The organism is Nocardia inohanensis NBRC 100128 (assembly GCF_001612945.1).
Classification (GTDB): domain Bacteria; phylum Actinomycetota; class Actinomycetes; order Mycobacteriales; family Mycobacteriaceae; genus Nocardia; species Nocardia inohanensis.
The window spans coordinates 903312-925108 of record NZ_BDBK01000001.1 but is presented as its reverse complement, the minus strand read 5'-3'; the positions used below and the strand labels follow the sequence as shown (position 1 = coordinate 925108).

The following is a 21797-nucleotide window of genomic DNA, read 5'->3' as shown; positions in this document are numbered from 1 at the left end:
GTGAGTCGGATCAACGAGCGGGAGGCGGAACTGGAACAGTGGTTTCGCGCGGAAGTCGCCGCCGCGAGACCCGGCCCCGCTCGGGCCCGACACCAGCCCCTCACCCCCGATGCGCCGTGCACCGGGGCGCAGGCCCTGGAGTTGTTCGACGCCCAGGCCACCGCGCGCCATCTGGATCTGATCGCCCGGCAGCTCGGGCGGGACGGACGCGGGTACTACAGCATCGGCTCGGCCGGGCACGAGGGCAATGCGGTGGTCGCGGCGGCGCTGCGACCCACCGATCCCGCGCTGCTGCACTATCGTTCGGCCGCGTTCTTCGTGCAGCGGACCCGGCAGGTAGGCGGCATCGACCCGATCCGGGATGTGCTGCTGGGGGTGGTGGCGGCGGCCGCGGATCCGATTTCCGGTGGGCGGCACAAGGTTTTCGGCAGTCACGCCGCGGGGGTGATTCCGCAGACCTCGACCATCGCCTCGCATCTGCCGCGAGCGGTCGGGCTGGCGTTCGCCATCGAGCGGGCGGCCGGGCTGGGCGTGGAGTCGCCCTGGCCTTCGGATGCGGTGGTGGTGTGCAGTTTCGGGGATGCCTCGGCGAATCATTCGACGGCGGCGGGGGCGATCAATACGGCGGTGCATACCGCGCATCTCGGTGTGCCCATGCCGATCCTGTTCGTGTGCGAGGACAACGGGCTCGGCATCAGCGTGCCGACGCCGCGCGCCTGGATCGAGCACGCCTACGGGTCGCGGCCCGGACTGCGCTGGTTCGACGCGGACGGTTCGGAACTCGCCGAGGCGTTGAGCACCGCCAGTCAAGCCGCCGAATGGGTTCGCACACACCGCAAACCGGCGTTCCTGCGATTGCGCACGGTGCGATTGCTCGGGCATGCGGGCTCGGATGTGGAAGCGGCGTACCGGCGGCCCGCCGAGCTGGCCGCGGACCTGCGCCGTGATCCGGTGACGCGCACCGCCGAACTGCTGATCGCGGCGGGGGTGGCGACGCCCGGCGAACTCATCCGGCGCTATGACGATATCGGGGCACGCGTGGCGGCCACCGCCGAAAGCCTGCGTGCGGAACCGAAACTCACCTCCGCGGCCGCGGTCATGGCCACGCTCGCACCGGCGCGGCCGACGGTGGTGCGCACCGACGCGCTGCGCGGCGTCGCGCCCGGCGCGGACGCCGGTGACAACAGCGAGCCGATGACGCTGGCCCAGGCCGTCAATCACACTCTGGCACAACTGCTCTCCCGTGACCGCGATGTCCTGGTCTTCGGCGAGGACGTCGGCCGCAAAGGCGGCGTGTACGGCGTCACCAAGGGTTTGCAGCAGCGATTCGGCATCCGCCGGGTCTTCGACACCCTGCTCGACGAACAGAGCGTGCTCGGCACCGCCCTCGGCGCGGCCCTGGCCGGCTTCGTCCCCATCCCCGAGATCCAATACCTCGCCTACATCCACAACGCCGAGGACCAGTTGCGCGGCGAAGCGGCCACCCTGTCGTTCTTCTCCGCCGGCCAGTACCGCAACCCCCTCGTCGTGCGCATCGCCGGCTACGGCTATCAGAAGGGCTTCGGCGGCCACTTCCACAACGACAATTCCATTGCGGCACTGCGCGATATCCCCGGCATCGTGATCGCCTCCCCCGCCCGCGCCGACGACGCCGCCGCCATGCTCCGCACCTGCGTCTCCGCCGCCCGCACCGACGGCCGCGTCTGCGTATTCCTCGAACCCATCGCCCTCTACCACACCCGAGACCTCTACCGCGCCGGCGACAACGCCTGGCTCGCAACAACATCCGGCCTGCGCCACGCCGAAATCGGCCGCGCCCGCGTCCATGGCATCGGCACCCACCTCACCATCGTCACCTTCGCCAACGGCGTCCCCATGAGCCTGCGCGTAGCCCGCCGCCTCGCCGCCCGCGGCATCCACGCCCGAGTCCTCGACCTGCGCTGGCTGTCGCCCCTCCCCCTGGAAGACCTCCTCGACAACGCCCGCGCCACCGGCCGAGTCCTCATCGCCGACGAAACCCGCCGCACCGGCGGCATCTCCGAATCCGTGATCGCCGCCCTCCTCGACGCCGGCTTCGAAGGCCGCATCGCCCGAGTAACCAGCGAAGACAGCTTCATCCCCCTCGGCCCCGCCGCCAGCACCGTCCTGCTGGACGAGGCCCGCATAGAATCCGCCGCCGACAAACTCCTGGCCGCCCCCTGAAAAGACAATGACGAGCGAGCCCGGCGATCCTGTCCAGGGGATCACCGCGCCCGCCCGCCATCAGGCGCCAGTCCGGTCGGCGCCCCGGTGCCGACGAGGGGACGACACCAGGCTTATCTACTTTCTACGTACGTAGATAGTACCTGCCCACCGACTCTCTCGTGACCCCGGTCACTCCCCGCCGGTCCGCCAGATATTCCACCCACACCGCCCCTCCATCTGCGGCACCAACTTCCCGAAGTACCGCTTCGCATCACACTCCTCCCCACACGCCCTGTGCTTGTCCCGCTCCCGCCTGGCCACCTCTAGATCCAGCACGGGCCGTTCCGGAAACTCATGACTCACATAGGTATTCACGGTCACCTCCCTGGGATGGACACCTTCCGCTCGATCAGCACCAAGTAGATATCCCGATATGGCTGATACGCAGCGACTTTGGACCATCCACAGCAATTGGTCCATTTCCCCAGTGCGTGATCCACGAAGCGCGGATAATAGCATCCAGCTACCAGACCGCCGCCGTCCAAAATTTCGGGAGCAACGCTCATGAGTGGCAGGAACCCGACCACGATTCCCGGCCGTCAGCTCGGTCGGCAACTCCGTGAAATGCGCCAGGCCAAAGGGCTTTCCATCGCGGACGCCTCCCGGCTTATCGAACGAGGAGCGGGAACGCTACAGCGACTCGAGAAGGGCGAAGCCCACAAGATCCGCCAACTCGACATCGAAGCCCTGTGCAAGCTGTACGGGGCCGAGGACAAGACCGAGACCCTCAAACTGCTCGCCCTCCAGGCCGATGAACGCACCCGACCGGTGGACGAAAAGGTCTGGTGGCAGCGATACGAAGACCTCATCCCCGACGATTTCGAGACGTATGTGAGCCTCGAATCCGCTGCCGCACGGGTCATCATGCACCAATCCGACGTGGTGCCCGGCGTCGTCCAGACCGCCGACTACGCACGCGCACTCGACCGTGTCTTCTTCGCCTCCGACACTCCGATGGAACTGGAGCAGCGCGTACAGGTTCGGATGCAACGCCAGACCGCGTTCACCCGTCGTCTCTCCCCCGTCGAAGTGGACCTCCTCATCGACGAAGCTGTCATCCGGCGGGTCGCAGGCAATGCTCTCGTCATGGCCGCGCAGCTCCGAAAACTGGCCGACACCAATCCGAATGTCCGCGTCCGCATCGTGCCCTTCAGTGCCGGCTTTCCACTCGGCATCGCTCCTGGGCCATTCGTAATCCTGCACTTCCCAACAGATCTCAGCACCGGGCAACCCGTGGAGCCGACAACGGTCTACGTCGAAACCTACGGTTCACGCCTCTACTACGACAGCGGGGAGATGGTCGACCGATATCTCCAAGCCCATCAGGCTCTTGCCCGGGTAGCGTTGTCTGTGGCAGACAGTAAACATCTGCTGAGGCAGGTAGCGAAGGAGTTCGAATCGTGAGCGAGTTGAGCGAAGCACGCTGGTTCAAAAGCAGCCGCAGCGGCGGCGGCGAAGCCTGCGTCGAAGCCGCCCACCTGAACGAAGGCAAGGTCGCGGTCCGCGATTCGAAGCTCGGAAACACCAGCCCCGTACTGGTTTTCACCCCGGCGGCGTGGGACAGCTTCGTATCCTCGGTCGGCGCGGGCACATTCGACGCACCGTAGGGTCAGACTCAGTACCGGTCGACCCCGAACCCGGTGTCGTCCAGAAATTCGTGTATCCGGCAGAAGGTCTTCCCCGACCCCGTCACGAACCGCCCACAACGGTTTCCGAACACCGTCCGAGCAGGACAAGTCCGAGGAACCGATGACCGTGTCGCCATCGGAAACGCCAACCCGGCAGCCCGCACCGGAGCAGCCGGCCGCGCCGCCAATTCGAACGGCCCACTGCCATCGGCACCGATGAGCCCAAGATCCACCGCCCGCTCCCGCGTCGGAAGCTTGGCATCGATCGTCACCACATGCCCAAAATTCGAAGCCACATACACATCACTCACCCCCAGCCCACGCAGCACCGGCCGCCGCCCCCGCCCCCGCGCCAGATCAACAACCAACGCCACGATCAAATACTCCGCACGAGCCAACGTGACATAGGCCGTCTCCCCCAACACCATCGGAAAGATAACCCCGTCACTCCCATCGGAGACCCGCCCACTCGCCATAAACCGCTGAAATGTCAGAAACACCGGCGTCCCCGCAGCCGACCCCGCATGCCGCACAACAATATCCACCTCGGTCGTAGGCTCATTCCCACCCCGCAGGTCATGCCGCTCCGGCACCCACCCCGTCTCCCCCGCCTGCTGCTGCCCCGGCCAATACCGCTCCACCGCCCGATCAAAAGCCTTCTCCGCCATCAACTGCCCAACAACCTGCCCCACCCAGAGCAGCGCCGCCCCGCCCCCGAAGTCGCCCATACCGAATCCCCCAATCGATTCCCGATTCTTACAATCACCGTCTCCAATGTCATCGCGCCGAGCCCCGAGAACGCATCGCCCGTTCCAGCGATGATCGATGCCGTGACCTATGCCCGGGAACTCTCAAAGGTGTCGTGGTTGTCGGCCGTTGCAGACGCCCACTCCCGTTTGGCAGTATGACCCCGGTATGCCTCATCTATCCGAAATTGCTCGTGACAGTCTCGACGGACTGTCTGTAGGGGACGCACTCGGCGCCCAATTCTTCGTGCCCGGCAATTCGATTCCCGACCTTCTCGCCGGCCGTCCACCCGCTGGTCCGTGGCCTTGGACCGACGACACCGAAATGGCTTGCTCGGTGCACACCGAGATCCGCACCCGCGGCCGGATAGATCGCGACGCACTCGCGGCCGCGTTCGCCGACCGCTGTGAGCCCTACCGTGGCTATGGCCCCGGCACAGTCGTTGTGCTGCACCAGATCCGCGACGGACGTCCCTGGAGCGAAGCAGCCGCGGACGTATTCGACGGACACGGTTCCTGGGGCAACGGCGCCGCGATGCGCGTCGCCCCACTCGGAGCCCATTTCGCCGGAAACCCGGACCAGGCCGCCACTCAAGCAGCCCTGTCCGCCGAAATCACCCACCGCCATCCCGAGGCGATCCTCGGCGCCATGGCCGTGGGCGTAGCGGCCAGCCACGCCGCAGCTGCCCGCGAAACAGGCTGCACACCAACAGAACTACTCGACGCCCTCGACCCATACCTGATCGACGGACAAACCACCGCAGGTATCCGCCGAGCCCGAAAACTGCTGGGCCACACGGTCGCCGAAGCCGCCTACGAACTCGGAAACGGTACCCGCGTCAGCGCCCAGGACACGGTCCCGTTCACCCTGTGGGTCGCCGCCACCTACCTACACGACTACCCCGCCGCGATCACCGCCTGCATCCAAGCAGGCGGAGACGCCGACACCACCGCCGCGATCGTCGGCGGCATCGTGGGCGCGCAAACCGGTATCGGGACCGGGCCGGCGTCAAAGGCATACCGCCAGAATGGCTTTCCGCCAGAGAGCCCCTCCCCCCGTGGGCAATCCTCTGAAGATGCCAACTACGACAGAACCAGTTCGCGGCCATCCTTCGTATCTCGGAGAGGCGCAGCATAATTCGATTGCGTCTCGGCCGAACTGATGTAACCGTCGCAGGGAGTAGGGATTCACTCAGGGGAGGAAATCCATGAAGTCTCGCATATTCGCAAACCTGTTGACGATCGTGGGAATAGCCTGTGCCACAGCTGTTTTGATCATACCGTCCGCCTCCGCGGCCGTCTATGTTGCGCCCGGCGTCTGGTGCGAGGGGGCCACCTGTACCAACGACAACGACGAGGCATATCTGATCTCCGCGCAGGTCAGTTGCACGACCTTCAACGACCCCGGCGCCAATCGGGCCTTCTGGACCAGAAGCTACCCAACCAGTCGGTGGGCCGACCCGCATTCCAGCGTGAGCTTCGATACCTCGTGCAGTGCGCCCGCTATCGACGCGGGGTGGTCGATCACCAGCGCAGTACCGCGCTCCCAAGTACCGACCGGTTCTGCGGGCTGACCGACGATCATCGACGCGGACGTGTATGGCTGTCAGGGCGTTTCAGGCGCATCCTGTGAAGGGGGCGAGCATGGTCGGCATGCCGGGTTCTGGCCCGCGAGGAGGAACGCATGGAAGGCGCGCCGAGTAGAACGGCGATGTTTGCGGCCATCTCGCGTGGATTGTTTCGCCTGGAGACAGCCCCGCCGTGGGTACTCGACGATGCGCTGGCCCTGGTGCTGGTCGGCCCGGTATGGCAGCAGCTGCGAGACCGGTTCGATCCGATGTTCCCCGATCGGGTCCGTCGCGAATCCCGCGCCGCTGTCTGCACCCGCACCCGGTACGCCGAGGACCGACTGACCTCCGGCGCCTTCACGCAGTACGTGATCCTCGGTGCGGGGCTTGACTCCTTCGCATGGCGCCGACCGGATCTCCTCGGCCCGCTGACCATGTTCGAAGTCGATCACCCTGCCTCCCAAGCCTGGAAGCTCGAGCGCGTCAGGGACCTCGGTCTACCGCTCAGCGACTCGCAGATATTCGTGCCCGCTGATTTCGAGGCCGGACCGGTTCAGGACGCACTGAGCCAGGCCGGGTTCGACTGGTCGCAGCCTGCGATGTTCTCCTGGACGGGCGTCGCCCCCTATCTGACCGCACTGGCGATCGAATCGGGTTTGCGCACGATCGCAGCGGCTGCCCCCGGCTCCGAGGTGGTGTTCTCCTACCGCGCCGAGGACTGCGTACTCGACGACGCGGGAACCGAATTCGCTCGTATCTACACGCCGATCGCGGCTGCTGTCGGCGAGCCGCTCCAGCCCGGCTGGCCGGCATCCGAGATCGACAGGCTGATCAGCCGATGCGGACTGAAGGTCGTGGACCATCCCGCACACGCAGACCTCCAGCAGCGATACTTCGCCGGCCGTACCGATGGCCTGCGGCCCTACACCTTCGAGACCCTGGTGACCGCACAGGTCACCTGACCGCATCGGCCCGCGCTCCCGAGGTCGACGGCCCGCTTGCTGCCTATTCTCGCGACCATGAGTGCCGACAAGACACCGAAGCAACGTTTCCTCGTATGCCATGACTACGGGATGGGTGGTCTTTGGTGGTGGGTGCAAGCGCGTTCAGCCCGTGAGGTCGCGGAGACTTTCGCTGAGACCCAGGTAATCGAGGACAGGGAGCGGTTGGCGGTTGCCCAGGAATGGGAGTTGGACGAAGTCGACATCGACGGCCTTGCAGATTCCGCGCTGAACAGCCTTCGCATCAAGCGGCTCGCTCAGAAGAATCGGGCGGGTTTCGGAATGCTGGCCGACCGCGAGGTGCTGTTCACGCGCCAGCGTTGGACCGGAGAGGACGGCGTCCCCGCCGCCGACTACCTGACCGAAATCACCAATGGCTATCGGACCCGCCAGATCGAGATACGCGATAACGGTGTGGCAATCCGGACCGGCCTCGACGACTTCCCCCTCAATCCGCCGATCGACCTGTGGGATCCAGACCTGGCAGACCGCGAGATCACGGCCGAAGAGTTCGAAAAGGCTTGGGCCGAAGCGGTTCCTACGGCGGTGGACTGAATCGATCCGAGGCCAGCTAACAAGACCCGCCGCTGTAGCCGAAGTTCACCTGATGAACGGATTGCCCCACCCGTCCAGGTGCTGGTTGTCGCGCCCCAGATCGACAGCGCGAGAACAGATCCCACCGGAAGTGCCCGGAGGTACAGCTGTCCGACCAGCGCCAGCACGCATTAGACCGTCAAAACGAACCCAGCGGTGACACCGGCGAGTGCGTCGCAGCAGTACCCGATCCAACCCAGGATCAATTCGCGAGTGCTCGCTCGAACGGCTATCGAATCGCGTAGCGTTCGGTCACTCCGTGCCCGGCCACTTCTGTTGGTGCAGCATGCTGGGCGGGCATTCATCATTCGTCCTTGGCGTTTTCGGCAGCTAGGAATCTGTCCATAACATCGGTGTCGGGATGGCCGGCTCGGCCGAGCAGGCGTTCGCTCGCGGGCGGTCAGCAGTTCGACGATCGAGGGGCCCGCCGCGGTGTATGCAGCACCCCCTCGACTGATACAACCGAACCGCCCAGCTAATTCTTCGACGGTAAGGCGGTTTTCCGCTCCGCGCACCCATCTTGCGGGCGCGACACCGATCCCGCTGGTTAATACTCTTCTGATGAATGCTTGAATCGTGTGAATGCTTGAATCGTGCGATCGAAGGACGCGGTGGGCACACGGGTGGACATACCTCAGGCTCGCAGCGCCTACAACATCCTCAAACACCTCAACTGAAACGCTCGACAATGCAGCACGGAAGGAGAAACGCATGCCGTTCGTACCCTGTCTCGGCGTGAAAGACACAGCCGTGAGCAAGGCGTTCTACGAGAAACTCGGGTTCACCGTGGACAGCCAGACCGCAACCGGGCCCGAAGACATCCACATGCTCGTGTTCGACGGCCAATTCTGCGGAATGCTCTACCGAAACGCGCAATTGGAAAACTGGCTGCCCGAACTCGCTGGTAAGCGAATCGGATTCACCGGGATGTTCTACCTCGAAGTACACGACTTCCAGGGCATGCTCGATACCTGCTCGGCCGCCACCGCCATCCTGCGCGGTCCCTCGACCGACCACACCGGCACCCGCGAGTTCTACTTCGCCGACCCCGACGGTTACATCATCGGAGTCAACGACGCCACCTCCCGCCAAAACAGCGATCTCGTAGGCGAATACACCACCTGACCGGAACTCCGCACCGAGCGGTCCCACCGCACCCTCAACCATCCGGTCACGGCCGACCAAACGCACGATGATGCCGCTGATTCCTCGTTCTGCACGACCGCGGCGGCGCGAGGGATACGCAGACCTCCGAATAGTTACGGCAGTAGCTGCGTGTGATGCGCCCAACGGGCTACTCCCACAATGACTCAGGAGGTCATCATGGGAGCATTGAACAAACTGTTGGGCGCGATATTGGGCATCCTCGGAGCCGTGCTCGGCGCGGTACTGGGCATCGTGGCGGCGCTCGTCTGGCTGGTCGGAATCATCCTGTCCGCCACCATCATCCTGGCCCCGGTCGGCATCCCCCTAGTGAAGCTCGGGAAAAGCCTCTTCTCCACCTCAGGAGACCTGATGCACCTCGGATGATCGCATCGGGCACTCGGCACGACGCAATTGACGGAGACGCCGCGCCAGCGATGGGGATGGGCGACGAACAAGGCGCAGCCGATCGTCGTCATGGGCACATGCCACGAGCGGGCTGGTGCGTGCAGGAAGGTACCGGCGCCCGTCATCCCTCACATGACATCCGAACATCCACGTATGCCGCGCAACGCCCACTGCTGGAAGATCAACCGGCCCTGCGGGTCTGACCGTCGCGGGCGCGACAAGCCAACAGGCCGAGCCGATCTGGCGCTGGCCGAACACACCAAATTGCCGATGAGCGTTAGGCGAAGCCGCACCGTGCCGAGTCATCCGCGGGGTGACCACCAGCGCCGCTTCGGCTTGCGCTCCTCCGCGAGCAAGAACTGCGCGACGATGTCCAGAAAGACCCAGATATCGCCCGTCTCGTATGTATCCGGCTCCTCGCTACCGCCCAGGAATGGGTACGGCGTGGCGATGTAGACCTGTTCGGCATCAAGCGGTCCGAGAATTCTTCGGATCTTCTCGACATGACCGGACAGCAGGATGACCGACATGAAGTAGAAATCGCGCACGATCGTGTCGACGAACGCTGCCGTGGTGGGGAACTCTCCGTAGTTCTTGCCCGCAGCGTCGTATGGGTACAACACGCCATGGTCACCGGTCGTGCGATTGGCGACAAAGACATGGCCCAGATCCGAATACCCCACAACCGTGTCGAACTGGGGAAAGTGCGGCACCCAACGAGGCATGGCTACGGCCATCGCAGTGTGTTCGATCAGTCGGAAACAGTCGTCGGTCACAGGTTATTCAAGCATGTGAGGCAATGGATTTCGATCCAGCGGACCGGAGTGGGGCGCTGTCCGGAGGAGCTTCGTCCACATCGGCGCATACCACCGGGCCGCACCCAGCGACATCCGCTCATGCCGCCTACCGTGCTGACCAAAGCGGCCGGCATAAGCCGGGCCGAAGCGCGTGCAACTGGATAGTGTTGTGCCCCATGGAGTCCGAACGAGCTGAATACATCGCCAGGCTGCCTCGTAAACGGATGGGGGCCGGGGCGCTGTTCGTCGATGAGCTGAGCCGCGTGTTGCTGGTCGAACCGACATACAAAGCCTATTGGGAACTACCGGGTGGTGTCGTTGAGGATGGAGAGTCGCCTGGCACCGCCGCTGTCCGGGAGGTCAGGGAAGAACTGGGCCTCGACGTGCCTCTCGGACGGCTGGTGGTAGTCGACTGGGTCCCGCCGGGTCTCTATCCCGATGATGGGCTGATGCTCATCTTCGACGGCGGCGAATTGGATCTCGCCCAGACATCGGCGATCGTCCTTCAGACCGAAGAGCTTCGGAGTTGGGCGTGGTGCGATGAGACCGAAGCTACCAAACGGCTGCCGGATATGATGGCTCGACGAGTCGCCGCAGCGGTCCAAGCGCGCGACGCAGGCAGAACTGTCTATCTCGAGAACGGGCTCGGAATGGCATGACGGAACCGCGCTACGCGGACCTGCCGCCGAACGCACTCACATGCCGCTTATCGCTCGGTTCGAACCAGCCAGGCCGTCGCGGCGAAAGATCAACGGGCCGTAGCTATCCGAGCCTGATCGAACACACTCAAATGCCGATGGTCGAGCCTTCAGGACAGCACGACTACGCAGGGATGTCTCCGAGTTGGTCGACCGAAACCTCACACACACCGTTGCCCGAAAGGTCCGACGCTCCTGCATGTAGCTCGATCGTGGCCTGTCGTCCGTGCTGGACCGGTTCGACGTGAAGAACGTCGCAACCTAGCCGCCAGGGAAGCGGATACCTCGGGTGCTTCGCAAAGGCGGCGGCATCAGGTCCGGAATAGCAGAAGTTCGGTCTCCGTGATGGAGTAGGTCTGTGGCGCAGAACAACACCGGCCCCGTGTCCTACCCGGCCAAACTACAGCTGACCGTGGACAGGGAGGTTGTCACCGACCACGGCGAACTTACTGAACGCCAATACCTTTGGCTGTTCGCCAAGAGACCGGGAATGTACATCGGCCGGACCTCGCTGCGGGGCGTGACCAGTTTCCTTGACGGTTATCACTACGCCGCACGCAGATACGGTGGAGCGGGCTTGAGCGGCTTCCGCGAATGGCTGATGAGCAACCATCAGGTAGGTGCGAACCTCACCTGGTGGGCCCAGATCGAGCAGATCGCGCTCCCCAGCTGGGAGTTCCTCACCGATCTGACGCCCGAGCAAGAAGCACACATCCTCGAGGTCCTGTTCGATCTGCTTGATCGGTTCCTCATCGAACGTGACAACGAGACGTCCAGTATCGACTTCATCCGGGTAAAGGATTGATCGAACGGATGGGGCGAGTCGGCCGGGCCGACATGGTGACGCCGTGGAGCAAGACAAGCCGAGACTTGATCGAGGCCATGCGCGATTATCACACGTGGGCGCGCCCGAGAGGAGCACCGATCGTTACCGGCATCTCTTTAGCTGGTTCCACTCGACGTTGATATGAAAAGCATTGCCGCACAGCGGGTAGGCACCCAAAGCAGGCCAGGCATGGGAGTAAGACGGCTGTCGGGAACTCGCACGAAAACAACGAACGAACGTCAGAGGAGGAAGCGTCGATTCGAGGTCGGGCTGGGTGCAGATCCATGCCGCATGGCGCGCTGGCCGAATCGGCCAGCGCGGGTTGAGGTTCAGGCGACAGCGATAACCAGCACGACTGCCGTCGTGATCGAGAGTAGAAGGAAGACCGCGGCTCCCAACATGTTTCGGTCGCCGGTGCGGAAGTGGGTGATGATCGCGCCGGCGAAGTAGAGCACCAGCCCGATCGCGGCGGCGATAGCGAAGGGCGGGAACCAGATTCCCCAGAGGAGACCGACCGACGCCGCGATCTGTAGGCTCCCCAGGACGGTGAGTTGGGAGGCGGTGAGATGGACCGCTTGCGCGAATCGGCGTATCCACGCGGGGCGGACGAACTTCATCACTCCGGACTGGAGCATCGCCGAAGCGAGCAGAACGGACAAGATCAGGGCTGCGATATGCATGGCGGCTACGCTAGGAATCCGATAGGTACCTTTTGGTAACCTTCGGCCGTGAGCTCCCCTGCTGGAATCATGTTCATGTCCGACTGTCCGGCGCGCACAGCGATCGAGATCGTCGCGAACAAGTGGTCCGTGGTCACCCTGTACGCACTGAAAGACGGGCCCAAGCGACACAGTGAACTTGTCGCTCTGTCCGGCGGAATTTCCCGGAAGGTGTTGACCCAAACCCTGCGCCGCCTGCAAAGCAACGGCCTCATCGAGCGCCGCCGGTATGCCGAAGCGCCCCCACGAGTGGAATACAGCCTGACCCCACTCGGACGGACGCTCCAGCAGCCGATAGCGATGCTGACAGAGTGGGCGCAGACGTACGGAGAAGCACTTCTCGACTTCCAGGAATCGATAGCCGGGAAGCAGACGCACTAGGTTGGGATCAGGCGGAAGCCGCTTCCTTGCCGCGTGCTGTGATGGCCTGATAGAGGGTGAGGAAGAACAGCACGAAACCGATCGTCAGCAGGATGTGAGCTCCACCGGACAGGTGCGACAGCAGCTCGTATTCGCCGACACCGAGGATGGTCCGGGCGCCGATGAGGGTCATGCACGCCACCATCCAGAGCACTCCGGCGTTGTAGAGGGTGAAGAACCAGCGGTAGGTGCGGGTATTGGACAGGGCGAGTTGGTGTTCGAGTACCAGGACGATCAGGAAGAACAGTGTTCCCAGCGTCAGTAGATGGGTGTGGACCACGGCGAGTTCGGTTTTGCCGGTGAATTGGTGGGTTTTGGTGAGTTCGCGGTAGAGCAGGCCTGACAGCAAGCCCAGTGTGGTGTAGCCGACGGCGGCCCAGTAGAGCTGTTTCATCGAGTCCTCGTTAGCGAAATATGTTGTGGGCGTAACGATGTCAGGCGGTCTGCGCGGCGGGTGCCGGGACGGCGAACTGCTGGGTTTCGGGCGCCGTGGTTTCGCGCAGGAGCAATAGGCCGGTGACTGCGATCAGCGCGGCGGTCAGGCCATGGACGCCGAGCGCGGTGGCCGTGGAGCCATGATGGGCCAGGACGTTGATCATGTCGCCGACCGGCGCGGCGGCGGTCATCAGCACGACCCAGCCCAGGGCGCGGCGCCGGCCGGTCACCAGCAGGACGCCCGTCCCCAGGCCCATCGCGAGTTCGCGGCAGCCTTTCACGATGAGAAAGCCGCCGCCATCGCCGGCGGGAATGTTCGGCAGTCCGAAGCCTTGGGCGGCGCTCTCGGGGGTCAGGATGAACGAGATCGCGAGGTAGAAGGTGAAGAGAACGACGGCGGTGGCCAGGACAGTATCTAGCGTCTTGCGCGACATGGTTGCACTCCTGCGAGATTGAGATCTGTTGTCCGGCAGGACTTTCAGCCCTGCCGCGGGGATATGCCCGGTCGGCTGCACGGGCAGCCGACCGGGTGTCGAATCTTCGAGTCAGCGATCGGCGGACAGCATTTCGCCGGCCGTCAGCTCGAGGGTGAGGTGATAGATCATCGGCCGCGCGGTGAGGTCGAGGCCGTCCTGCATCCGCATTGTCAGCTCACGCCATTCCGGCGTGCCGAGGGCATTGCCCAGCGCGGTGCCGCTGTCCCAGTCCCCGACATTGACGAACACCGCCTCGGCCGCTTCGCCGACGGCTTGGAACATCCGGGTTCGGCGGAAACCCGCCGCGGCCGCCATGTACTGGGCGCTATCGCGCCAGCGTTGCAGGAACAGGTCCCGCTGTGCCGCGGGGACCGACATCGTGTTGATCACGGTGACCGGGGCGTCGGTGGCAGGGACTGTCGGGTTCATGGGAACGGTGAGCTTGGCCGTAGGCGTCATATTGTCACGGTAAGTGACAATCATTTTAGATGTCAATACCGTTATCTGGCAATCATCTTGAGTTGCTAATGTGGGGTCATGATGAACCAGCCGTTGGACTCCCGCGGGGTCTTCTTGTTGTCGCAGATCGGACATCACGTGGCGTACCGGTTCACCGAGCAGCTAGCGCGGTTGGATCTGGACCCGGCTCACTTCGCGGTCCTGGGTCACCTGGCGACAGCGGATGGACGCAGTCAGCAGGAACTCGCGGACCTACTTCGCGTGCACCGCAACGCGATGGTCGGACTCGTCGACGAGCTGGAGAAGCGCGCACTTGTCACCCGACGCCCGCACCCAGTCGACCGTCGCGCGCACGCGGTCCACCTCACCGATCAAGCACGAGATGCGCTCGCGGCGATTCAATCCGAGGCCGACGCACTGGAAGCGGAAATCCTCGCACCACTCGACGAGCCCGAGCGAGCACTGCTCCTCCCACTGCTCCATCGCATCGCCGCGCACGCCGAACTCCCCGCAGGCATACATCCCGGCCTGCAACGACGGCGCCGTGCACGCCGAGAACCGCAGTGAACACAATCCGTCGATGACCGACTTCAGTACGGCGGAGTGAGCATTCCGCAAACCGGTGTGCAAGAACGCCGCTCGACCCTTGACGGCAGTGGCTGCGTGCGATGCGTTCAACGGGTTACTCCCGCAATGACTCAGGAGGTCAGCATGGGAGCATTGAACAAACTGTTGGGCGCAATATTGGGCATCCTCGGAGCCGTGCTCGGCGCGGTACTGGGCATCGTGGCGGCGCTGGTCTGGTTGATCGGAATCATCCTGTCCGCCACCATCATCCTGGCTCCGGTCGGCATCCCCCTCGTGAAGCTCGGCAAGAGCCTCTTTTCCACTTCCGGGGACCTGATGCACCTCGGATGATCGCTCTGCTCAGGTGAGGTAGACGGCCACACCGGCTGCTGCGAGACAGGCTCCGGCCAGTAGTTGCAGCGTGCGGTCGCCCAACACGATCTCTTCGGGTTCGCCGGCTTCGCCGCCATCGACGTCGACCGCGTAGCGCAGGACGGCGATCGTGAAGGGAACCATCGAGATCGCGAACCACGGGTTGTTCTGGTGATCGGCCTCGAACGCCCACAGCCCGTAGAAGACCACGACCGCGGTACCGGACAAGGTCCAGACGAAACGCAGATAGGTGGGCGTGTAGTACTGCAACGACTTGCGGATCTTCGCGCCGGTGTCGAGCGCGATCCGCAACTCGGCGTAGCGTTTGCCCGCTGCCATGAACAGCGAGCCGGAGGCCGCGATCAACAGGAACCATTGCGACAGATGAATGTTCGCCGCCACACCACCGGCGACCGTGCGCAACACGAAACCCGACGACACGACGCAGATGTCGAGCACCGCTTGATGTTTGAGCCCGAAGCAGTAGGCGAGCTGGACACCGATGTAGACCGCCATCACCGCCGCCAGTTGCCATGCGGCCACGAACGAGATCAGGATCGAGGCGCCCAGCAGCACCACCGACAGCGCGTACGCCAGATTCACCGGCACCACACCGGCGGCGATCGGCCGGAAGCGTTTGGTCGGATGCGCCCGGTCCGCCTCCACGTCGAGCGAGTCGTTGATCAGATAGATGCCCGAGGCCGCCAGGCAGAACACCGCGAAAGCGATACCGATATGGGAGTCGCGGGTGAGGTCGGACAGGACGAAGGTGTCGGTTCCCGGAATCGTGCCCGCGGCCAGCGGTGCGGCCAGCACCAGGACGTTCTTCACCCACTGGCGTGGCCGCACGGCTTTGATCAGGCCGCCGGCCAGGGTCTTGGGCGGTCCGGTTAGGACAGCGTCGTCGAGTTCGACGGTGGTCGGTTCTTCGCTCATAGCAACCTGACTGCTTCCCCCGTGGCGGTGCACGAATCTCTTTGTGCGGCTGGCACGGCCGCTTAGACGCCCCCGAGATCGTGTCGACCCCCGCAAGTCCGCCCACGACATACTCCCAGACACCCATCCGAATGTCTTCGGTCAATTCTTCGGCAAGCATTGCCAGTTCATCCAACCGGCCGTGACCTACCCTTCGATCGCAGCGGGCGCATCGACCCGAATCCCGAACGCGGTGACCGGATCTGGATGACACGCGAACTCGATCCATCGGCGGGATCGCGCACACACGGTCGTGAAGAGCCTCAGCGCAGGCTCATTTCGACTCGATCCGGCGGTCAGCAGAGCGGGGCCGCGCCGAACAGGTGGTTGCCTGGCGCGCCGGGTTCTTCGCTGGTGAAGAAGTCGGCGAAGGCTTCGTCCAGTTCGTCGAGGCTGAGGACGCCGTCGTTGTTGGTGTCGAGGCGGAGGGAGACGGCGTGGATGCCGGGGGTGTCTACGCCGAGGGCGGTGAGGAGGTGGTGGAGTTCGTCGATGTTGAGGACGGCGTCTCGGTCGTGGTCGGCGGCGGCGAGGATGGCGGCGATGGCGGGCAGGACGTGTCGGTCGTAGTCGGTGGGGTTGGTGGTGAGGCGGGCCAGGGCGTCGACGTATTGGTCACGGTCCAGGGGTGAGCGCGGGTCGGTGCCGGCTTCGCGGCAGAGGGCGGACCAGAAGCCGGCGAGGGCCTGGTGAAGTTTCGTGTAGGTGCCGCTGTCGGGTGGGCAGGCGAAGGCGGCGCAGATGCGTTCGGCGGCTTGGGCGTATTCGCGGCCGGAGACGCGCTGGTCGCCGTCGTGGTCGAAGAGGTCGAAGAAGCGGGCCAGTTTGGCTCGTACGAATTCGGAGGAGTTGGGGGACAACGGGATTCGGGTTGAAGTTCTGGTGCGTGACCTGATGATCGCGGTTTTGCGTTCCTCGGTCGCGGTCAGGTAGTCCACGGTGCTCCGGTAGCCGGCGGTGACCCGGCGTTCGAAGATCTCCAGTTGCTGCTGGACGGTGGTGTACAGGCCGGTGTCGGGGGGTTCGAGCAGATCCTCGCCGGTGGGCAGTAGATGGACCCGCACTCCGGCCGGACGCATATTGATCACCTGCCCGAGCCGGTGGCGGCGCGACACCTCGAAGACGGTTTGCCCCAATTGCCAAGGCAGGCGTGGAGATTTCAACGGTAGTTCGCGCTGGCGCAGTCGCAGGACGTAGATCTCCTTCGCGCCGAAGGAGACCGCGCGGGTGAAGGGCACGGTCTCCACCACTCCCCCGTCGATGTAGTGCTCGGCTCCGATTCGCAGGGGCTGCCACAAGCCGGGGATGCAGCTGGAGGCCAGCAGTGCCGGGACCAGGGGTCCGTAATCGAAGTATCGTGCTGTCGCGCGTTCGATCGAGGCCGCGGCGCATTGGAATGGAATCGCGAGCTGCTCGATGCGGGTGTCCGCGCCCACATGCCGTTCCAATACCTCGCGCAGCGCGTCCTGCGTGGCGAGCGCGGGCCGCAGCCGCACCAGGTTCGTGAGCAGCGAGCGCAGCGGAACACCCATGACCTTGTTGGTCAGCGCGTCATGCCAGAACTCGGTCAGGGCGTCGATGGTGTTGCCGGGTCGGTGCGCGGCCAGGATCGCGCCCTGAATCGACCCGACCGAGGTGCCGACGATGAGATCCGGGGTGACGCCGTGCTCGGCGAGCGCTCGCAGCATACCGACCTGGTAGCCGCCCAGCATGCCGCCGCCGCCCAGGACGAAGGCGGTGTGCGGTGGGTTTGTCATGACGTTCCTCATGGTGATCGCGGCTCCCGAACCGGTTCAGTGGACAGGACGAAGGGGCATCGAAAGGTCTACGGGTGGTACAGCTTCCGGGATGCGGGTGCCGCGGGCGGTCGCGATCCAGGTATCGACCTCGCGCCACTGCCCGCGCAGCCAGGCGGCGAATTCGGCGCGCTCGCGCGGCACCTCGCCGGCCGGGATATGCCACCATCCGACATGCACCCGGCCGCTGCCGATGGATGGATAGCCCAGCCCTTTGGCTCCGGTCAGATCCTCGAGCCCGGTCTGCGCGAGCACGACCACGTCCGCGGTCGGCGCGCTGGTGGCGAGCATCCAGGCGCCGGTGGGATGAACCGGCATCACATGCGGGCACTGTTCGGCTTGGACGGCCTGCGCGACTCGGCCCGCGGCGCGCAGATCGTCGATGGCTTGCCGCCAGCGCTTCACCGAATAGTTCGTTCCCTCGGGGAACAGCAGCAGCGCATCGCTGGGCAGCGCGCCGGTGGCTTGCCGCTGAAGCTGTTGCAGGGCACGGGCTTTGCCTTCTTCATCGAATCGGCAGAACACCACGCCCGAGTCCGCGTACGCCGCGCGCAGCCCCGGTGTGACGGCCGCGCACCGTTTGGCGATGGTGTAGGTGTCCCGGCCCAGATCCCGCGCGATGAGATGCGCCATCAGCGCGCTGTTGAACATTCCGGCGTGCCGGGCCAGCACGATCACCGGCCGATCGGGCGAAATACGCGGTGGTGGAGCACAATCGAGCTCGATCCCGGCTATCGCGAACCCCCACCCGTAGAACCGGCGGTTCAGCGCGGCGAGGCGGTCACACCCACCCTGTCGCCCGGTTCGGCGCACCTCCGCCGCGGACCGGCCGTCGACCTCGTACACGAGCAGAAACGCGGCGCCGAGTAACAGCAGGCGAACCCTGTTTCGCAGTGCCTCCGACAGGCCCGGCAGCAGCAGCGTCAACCGGGTGAGCAGCAGCAGGGGCGCACCGGCTGCCAGCAGGATTCCGCCGAGGACGGCGGTCGGTAGTGGACTCTTCATCGGAACCGCCCGAACAGCCACGCGCCCGGTTTATCCGGGGCCGGGTCCAGGCAGAACTCTCGGATGGCCGTGATGAGCTCGTCGGTGCTGATGGTGCCGGAGCCGTCGAGGTCGAGCCGGTCGAACAGGACGCTCGCCTCGGCGGGAGTGTGTTCGCAGCCGACGAGCAGCTCGATCAGTTCCTCTCGGTCCAGCACCCCGTTGCGGTCGGCGTCGGCCAGATCGATGACCGCTTGCGCCAGCGGGGCGATATCCCGATCGAATCCCTCATTGTCCCAGTGGTTTTCGAGCCAGTCCAGAAACTCGGTGACCGTGATGCGCCCGTCCCCGTCGGCATCCGCCCGCTGCGCCATCGATCGCCAGAGTGCCCGGTATCCCGAACGCACGGCCAGGGCGCGGGGCGAGCCGGGGGCTTCGTCGAACGCCTGAACCAACCGCAAGCCGAACGCCTCGTAGTCGTCTGCGGTCAAGTACCCGTCGCCGGTGATATCGAGCAGCCCGAATCCGTGTCTGGCACTGAGTGATTCGGCTATCGGCGGCGCGGCCATGCGTTCGCCGACCCAGGCCAGCATCTCCGGCACCGCGCACAGCATGCCCGAATGGTCGACTCCGGTGCAGGTGGTCAGATGGATATCGGTTCCCGCCCTGCGTATTTCGTCGGCGAAGCGGGTGACGACCACCATGGGCAGCACATCGTCATGTGTGCTCGCGGCGAGCAGTACCGGCCGATCGAATCGGGCCGAGGGCACCCGGCAGGCGTGCAGCATTTCCTCGACGCCGGGGCGTGCACTCAGTCCGGTGGTGCCGATGTCCTGGTTGGTCAGCAATGTGACCGCGTAGTGGATATCGCGCACCGGCGCGTGCTCGGCGAACTCGATCAGCCGCCGGCCCAGACCGGTCATGAACTCGTGGGTGTCCAGTCCGCGTGTGGTGCGCAGTCCGGCGAGCAGATACGGCAGGAACAGGGTGACGCCGGCGCCGTCCTCGGCCGTTTGCAGGTCGATGATCGTCGGGACCTCGACCGGCGGAGCCAGTGCCACCGTGCCCCGGAAATCGAGGTCCGGGGCGTATTTCGTGGCCATCAACCCGGTGAACAGTGCGGCATGGCCGCCCTGGGAGAAGCCGACCGCCGCCCAGCGAGGACTCAGCGGATGGCCGAGCTGATGCGCGGCGCGAACGATATCGACCACATCGTCGGCCGCGGCCTCACCGTTGAAATATGGATGCGGTCCGGGCGAAGCCAGCCCCTCGTAGTCGGTGACGGTCACGACGTATCCGGCGTCGAGCCACATCCCCACATGCCGGCTCTCCGGTCGCGACAATCCGGCCACCGACGGCGCGGTCCGGTCGGACAGCCCGGTCGTGCCGTGCGCGTAACTGATCACCGGCCATCCACCGGCGGGCGGCTCGCCCGCGGGCACGAACACCGACCCGGAGACGATCCGGCCCGACCCGTCATAACCGATGCCCTGATACCAGACGCGATAACCGGCCACCGCATGTGCGGGCCAGAACGAAACCGGGAGCTCTTCACTGCGAACCAGAGTGCCGGCCGATTGCAATACCGTTTCCCGCAACACATTTCCCGCAGTGATCATCGTCCGCTCCGTTTCCGTAACCGATTGTGTCGATGCCGAATTGCGGTAACGCGATCTCGAAGACGAATAGCAGGGTGCGGCAGTGTCACCACTGGGCGCGCGCCCAGGATCGTCGGCCTAGAAACCCACCAGCGGAATCTGTGGTTGCCCGACAAAGCCGCCGATCAACTTGCCGCCACCCGCATCGACCACCGCACAAACGATGGCGGGATCGGCCGCCCACCACCGCTCGGAATTGGGGTAGATCGCGGACCAGGTCACTCGGTAGAAGCGGTTGTACACCAGTCGCGGCACAGGGTCCGAGCAGGCGGTCCACGCCCGGCTCAGTATTTCGGCCTCACCCGGCCACGGCTCGCCGTTGTAATCGATTCTCACGACAACCTCGGCATCGTGCGGGACGACGCAGGGCACCAACGACGGCCACCCCGAATTGATACCGATGTCGGCCACCGTAAAGCCGTTGGCACAATCACCCGGTTGCAGCGAGAACCAGGAGATCCGGTCCGCATGCGCTGCTACGGAGGCGTCGCTCAGAATCAACACCGCACACACCACTGATACGAACCCCCCGCGCCGAATGCCGGCACGGACTGTTCCACGACCCTTGCGCATGCGTGCCCCTTGTCGAAGGAGGAGACATTGCGTACAGACCGACTGGTACTTTACTGCACTCACGGGCGTCAGCAGTGGATTACCGATCCCGCGCCCAGCGTCCGACCTTCAACGGAAAGACGACACGAAGGCATTCGGGATATCCATCTGTCGAGCGCCCTCATTCGCCGACGGTCCAACCCGGGTCGACACCGAGAAGGCGACCGAGATTACTTGCGGCACAACACGGTAATCGGCCGCTGAAGTACAGTGCCGCAGTGGCTGTCACCGTGGAAACAATGACCGAAGTCGACGACGAGATCGTCGAGGCATTCGACCGGCTGCTCCCCCAGCTGTCGCAAACCGCCGAGCGGCTGGATCGAGAAGCTCTGGCACGGTTGGCCGCCGCGGAATCGACCATTGTTCTGGTCGCGCGCAGTGGTGGACAGATCGTCGGCACCTTGAGCTTGGTGATGTTCCCGATTCCCTCCGGGCTTCGAGCACGGGTCGAAGACGTGGTCGTGGATGACTCGGCTCGCGGGCAAGGCATCGGCGAGGCGTTGATCGAAGAAGCAAAAGCCCGCGCCACCGCCGTCGGCGCGCGAACACTCGATTTGACCTCGCGAGCATCCAGGACCGCAGCCAACCGCCTCTACGAGCGCCTCGGATTCCAGGCCCGCGAATCCCGCGTCTATCGCTTCGATCCAGCCGGCTGACCCACGTTCGGCATC

Annotated in this window: 25 protein-coding genes; 14 read left to right on the top strand and 11 right to left on the bottom strand. The window is 64.7% G+C overall.

All coding sequences use genetic code 11. From position 1 onward, the window contains the following. The 3 genes from NI1_RS04505 to NI1_RS04490 all read left to right on the top strand — a co-directional run bounded on the left by NI1_RS04505 (window position 1) and on the right by NI1_RS04490 (window position 3851). A complete protein-coding gene (locus NI1_RS04505) occupies window positions 1-2202 on the top strand; it encodes a thiamine pyrophosphate-dependent enzyme (protein ID WP_439957224.1) in 2202 nt (733 codons plus the stop codon). A gap of 546 nt (window positions 2203-2748) precedes the next feature. Beyond that, window positions 2749-3648, top strand: coding sequence for a helix-turn-helix domain-containing protein (locus tag NI1_RS04495; RefSeq protein WP_067814231.1), 900 nt, complete (start codon window positions 2749-2751; stop codon window positions 3646-3648). After that, entirely contained in the window at window positions 3645-3851 is a 207-nt protein-coding gene (locus tag NI1_RS04490) for a DUF397 domain-containing protein (RefSeq protein ID WP_369690120.1), read from the top strand. The genes NI1_RS04495 and NI1_RS04490 overlap by 4 nt, the downstream gene beginning before the upstream one ends. 8 nt (window positions 3852-3859) lie before the next feature. On the opposite strand, the gene NI1_RS04485 is transcribed toward NI1_RS04490, so the two are convergent. Further along, on the bottom strand, window positions 3860-4600 hold the full coding sequence (locus NI1_RS04485; protein ID WP_067814228.1) for a hypothetical protein: 741 nt from the start codon (window positions 4598-4600) through the stop codon (window positions 3860-3862). Between the two features lie 187 nt (window positions 4601-4787). On the opposite strand from NI1_RS04485, the gene NI1_RS04480 reads away from it, so the two are divergent. The 5 genes from NI1_RS04480 to NI1_RS04460 all read left to right on the top strand — a co-directional run bounded on the left by NI1_RS04480 (window position 4788) and on the right by NI1_RS04460 (window position 9311). Further along, a complete protein-coding gene (locus NI1_RS04480; RefSeq protein WP_245663060.1) occupies window positions 4788-5756 on the top strand; it encodes an ADP-ribosylglycohydrolase family protein in 969 nt (322 codons plus the stop codon). Between the two features lie 546 nt (window positions 5757-6302). After that, window positions 6303-7148, top strand: coding sequence for a class I SAM-dependent methyltransferase (locus NI1_RS04475; RefSeq protein WP_067814226.1), 846 nt, complete (start codon window positions 6303-6305; stop codon window positions 7146-7148). A gap of 57 nt (window positions 7149-7205) precedes the next feature. Then, entirely contained in the window at window positions 7206-7742 is a 537-nt protein-coding gene (locus tag NI1_RS04470; RefSeq protein WP_067814224.1) for a hypothetical protein, read from the top strand. 774 nt (window positions 7743-8516) lie between these two features. Further along, a complete protein-coding gene (locus NI1_RS04465) occupies window positions 8517-8906 on the top strand; it encodes a VOC family protein (protein ID WP_218026674.1) in 390 nt (129 codons plus the stop codon). A 198-nt stretch (window positions 8907-9104) separates the two neighbouring features. Beyond that, complete coding sequence (locus NI1_RS04460) at window positions 9105-9311, top strand: hypothetical protein (protein ID WP_067815346.1); 207 nt, start codon at window positions 9105-9107, stop codon at window positions 9309-9311. Between the two features lie 323 nt (window positions 9312-9634). Here the strand turns inward: NI1_RS04460 and NI1_RS04455 are convergent, their stop codons facing one another. Beyond that, window positions 9635-10108, bottom strand: coding sequence for a T6SS immunity protein Tdi1 domain-containing protein (locus NI1_RS04455; protein ID WP_218026673.1), 474 nt, complete (start codon window positions 10106-10108; stop codon window positions 9635-9637). A 197-nt stretch (window positions 10109-10305) separates the two neighbouring features. Here NI1_RS04455 and NI1_RS04450 point away from each other — a divergent pair, with 197 nt between their 5' ends. Both NI1_RS04450 and NI1_RS04445 read left to right on the top strand, forming a co-directional pair. After that, window positions 10306-10788: an NUDIX domain-containing protein gene (locus tag NI1_RS04450; RefSeq protein WP_245663059.1), complete on the top strand. Its 483-nt coding sequence runs from the start codon at window positions 10306-10308 to the stop codon at window positions 10786-10788. 397 nt (window positions 10789-11185) lie between these two features. Then, the gene (locus NI1_RS04445; RefSeq protein WP_084522530.1) at window positions 11186-11632 is read left to right on the top strand and encodes a hypothetical protein; all 447 of its coding nucleotides are present in this window, start codon (window positions 11186-11188) and stop codon (window positions 11630-11632) included. A 350-nt stretch (window positions 11633-11982) separates the two neighbouring features. Here NI1_RS04445 and NI1_RS04440 read toward each other — a convergent pair whose 3' ends face one another. Continuing rightward, window positions 11983-12333, bottom strand: coding sequence for a DoxX family protein (locus tag NI1_RS04440; protein ID WP_067814219.1), 351 nt, complete (start codon window positions 12331-12333; stop codon window positions 11983-11985). Window positions 12334-12381: 48 nt separating this feature from the next. Between NI1_RS04440 and NI1_RS04435 the strand changes: the two genes are divergently transcribed. Further along, the gene (locus NI1_RS04435) at window positions 12382-12753 is read left to right on the top strand and encodes a winged helix-turn-helix transcriptional regulator (RefSeq protein ID WP_369690119.1); all 372 of its coding nucleotides are present in this window, start codon (window positions 12382-12384) and stop codon (window positions 12751-12753) included. Between the two features lie 7 nt (window positions 12754-12760). On the opposite strand, the gene NI1_RS04430 is transcribed toward NI1_RS04435, so the two are convergent. The 3 genes from NI1_RS04430 to NI1_RS04420 all read right to left on the bottom strand — a co-directional run bounded on the left by NI1_RS04430 (window position 12761) and on the right by NI1_RS04420 (window position 14162). Beyond that, window positions 12761-13186, bottom strand: coding sequence for a DUF2871 family protein (locus NI1_RS04430; RefSeq protein WP_067814215.1), 426 nt, complete (start codon window positions 13184-13186; stop codon window positions 12761-12763). A gap of 40 nt (window positions 13187-13226) precedes the next feature. After that, window positions 13227-13661: a DUF4267 domain-containing protein gene (locus NI1_RS04425; protein WP_067814214.1), complete on the bottom strand. Its 435-nt coding sequence runs from the start codon at window positions 13659-13661 to the stop codon at window positions 13227-13229. Window positions 13662-13772: 111 nt separating this feature from the next. Next, window positions 13773-14162 (bottom strand): antibiotic biosynthesis monooxygenase family protein, encoded by a 390-nt coding sequence (locus NI1_RS04420; RefSeq protein WP_169815536.1) that lies wholly within the window; start codon window positions 14160-14162, stop codon window positions 13773-13775. A gap of 78 nt (window positions 14163-14240) precedes the next feature. Between NI1_RS04420 and NI1_RS36950 the strand changes: the two genes are divergently transcribed. Together NI1_RS36950 and NI1_RS04410 are read left to right on the top strand one after the other, a co-directional pair. Continuing rightward, a complete protein-coding gene (locus NI1_RS36950; protein WP_084522528.1) occupies window positions 14241-14729 on the top strand; it encodes a MarR family winged helix-turn-helix transcriptional regulator in 489 nt (162 codons plus the stop codon). Between the two features lie 144 nt (window positions 14730-14873). Continuing rightward, window positions 14874-15080 carry a hypothetical protein gene (locus NI1_RS04410; protein WP_067815338.1) on the top strand — a complete coding sequence of 69 codons (207 nt, stop codon included), beginning with the start codon at window positions 14874-14876 and terminating at the stop codon, window positions 15078-15080. 9 nt (window positions 15081-15089) lie between these two features. Here NI1_RS04410 and NI1_RS04405 read toward each other — a convergent pair whose 3' ends face one another. From NI1_RS04405 to NI1_RS04385, 5 genes are all read right to left on the bottom strand, one after another. After that, window positions 15090-16037, bottom strand: a complete 948-nt coding sequence (locus NI1_RS04405) for a decaprenyl-phosphate phosphoribosyltransferase (RefSeq protein ID WP_067814209.1) — start codon at window positions 16035-16037, stop codon at window positions 15090-15092. 335 nt (window positions 16038-16372) lie between these two features. Then, on the bottom strand, window positions 16373-17833 hold the full coding sequence (locus NI1_RS04400; protein WP_067814207.1) for a patatin-like phospholipase family protein: 1461 nt from the start codon (window positions 17831-17833) through the stop codon (window positions 16373-16375). A gap of 36 nt (window positions 17834-17869) precedes the next feature. Beyond that, window positions 17870-18877: a 1-acyl-sn-glycerol-3-phosphate acyltransferase gene (locus tag NI1_RS04395; protein WP_067814205.1), complete on the bottom strand. Its 1008-nt coding sequence runs from the start codon at window positions 18875-18877 to the stop codon at window positions 17870-17872. After that, the gene (locus tag NI1_RS04390) at window positions 18874-20475 is read right to left on the bottom strand and encodes a lipase family protein (protein ID WP_067814203.1); all 1602 of its coding nucleotides are present in this window, start codon (window positions 20473-20475) and stop codon (window positions 18874-18876) included. Before NI1_RS04390 ends, NI1_RS04395 begins: the two co-directional genes overlap by 4 nt. A 117-nt stretch (window positions 20476-20592) precedes the next feature. After that, on the bottom strand, window positions 20593-21018 hold the full coding sequence (locus NI1_RS04385; protein WP_067814201.1) for a hypothetical protein: 426 nt from the start codon (window positions 21016-21018) through the stop codon (window positions 20593-20595). A 326-nt stretch (window positions 21019-21344) separates the two neighbouring features. Here NI1_RS04385 and NI1_RS04380 point away from each other — a divergent pair, with 326 nt between their 5' ends. Beyond that, window positions 21345-21782, top strand: coding sequence for a GNAT family N-acetyltransferase (locus NI1_RS04380; protein ID WP_067814199.1), 438 nt, complete (start codon window positions 21345-21347; stop codon window positions 21780-21782). Window positions 21783-21797: the final 15 nt, after the last annotated feature.